Annotated in this window: 1 pseudogene; it reads right to left on the reverse strand. The window is 64.0% G+C overall.

Annotation, left to right across the window (positions count from 1 at the left end):
- Positions 1-1,421, reverse strand: a pseudogene (locus BQ8482_RS19740) (cadherin domain-containing protein); the annotation flags it as partial.

Consider the following 1,421-nt stretch of genomic DNA (forward strand, 5'->3'; position numbering starts at 1 on the left):
GGCGCGTTCTTGAAGGTGACCGCCCCGGTCGAAGCGTCGATGTCGAACAGGGCAGAGTCCGTCCCTGACAGCGTATAGGTCAGCGCTGCGAAATTGTCGGCATCGCCGGCGTTGGCATCGTAGACGGTGCCTGTGGCGTTCTCGGCGAAGCTCGCCGTCGTACCCGATGAGAACACCGGCGCGTTGTCGTTCTGGTTGGTCACCGTGATGGCGACCGCCTGGCCGGTGCTCAGCGTGCCGTCGGAGGCGGTGACGGTGATGTCGTAGACGTTGTTGGCGCCGGCATCGAGCGGGCTCTCGAAGTCGGGCGCGTTCTTGAAGGTGACCACGCCGGTCAAGGCATCGATGTCGAACAGGGCAGAGTCCGTCCCGGACAGCGTGTAGGTCAGCGCTGCGAGATTGTCGGCGTCACTGGCATTGGAGTCGTAGACGGTGCCTGTGGCGTTCTCGGCGAAGCTGGCCGTCGTACCCGATGAGAACACCGGTGCGTTGTCGTTCTGGTTGGTCACCGTCACCGCGATGGCCTGCGTGTCGGTAAGGATTCCGTCGGAAGCGGAGACGACGACGTCATAGACATTGTTGCCGCCGGCATCGTCCGGAGCCTCGAAGTTCGGCGCATCGACGAAGCTCAGCGCCCCGGTCGTCGCATTGATGCTGAACAGGGCGGCATCGGCGCCACCGGCGATCGCATAGGCCAGCGTCGTCCCGGCATCGGGATCGGAAGCGGCAACCGTCGCCACTGCAGTCGTGTTTTCGGCAACCGATATCTGAGCCGTGTCACCGCCACCGTTCGAGGTGATCACAGGCGGCTGGTTTATATCGTTGGTGTTGGTCACCGTGATGGCGACCGCCTGGCCGGTGCTCAGCGTGCCGTCCGAAGCCGTCACCACGATGTCGTAGACGTTGTTGGCGCCGGCATCGAGCGGGTTCTCGAAGTCGGGCGCGTTCTTGAATGTGACCACGCCGGTCGAGGCGTCGATGTCGAACAGCGCTGCGTCAGCGCCTGACAGCGTGTAGGTCAGCGCCCCGAGATTGTCGGCATCGCTGGCATTGGCGTCATAGACCGTCCCGGCGGCGTTCTCGGCGAAATTGGCCGTCGTGCCCGACGTAAACGCCGGCGCGTTGTCGTTTTGATTGGTCACCGTGATGGCGACCGCCTGGCCGGCGCTCAGCGTGCCGTCGGAGGCGGTAACGGTGATGTCGTAGACGTTGTTGGCGCCGGCATCGAGCGGGTTCTCGAAGTCGGGCGCGTTCTTGAAGGTAACCACGCCGGTCGAGGCGTCGATGTCGAACAGGCCGGCGTCAGTGCCGGAAAGCGAATAGGTGACGATGTCCCCCTCTATGTCCGTCGCTTCGGCGTCGTAGACTGCTCCAGTGGCATTCTCGGCGAAGCTCGCCGTCGTGCCCGATGAGAACACCGG

Source organism: Mesorhizobium delmotii, from assembly GCF_900149755.1.
Classification (GTDB): Bacteria; Pseudomonadota; Alphaproteobacteria; order Rhizobiales; family Rhizobiaceae; genus Mesorhizobium; species Mesorhizobium delmotii.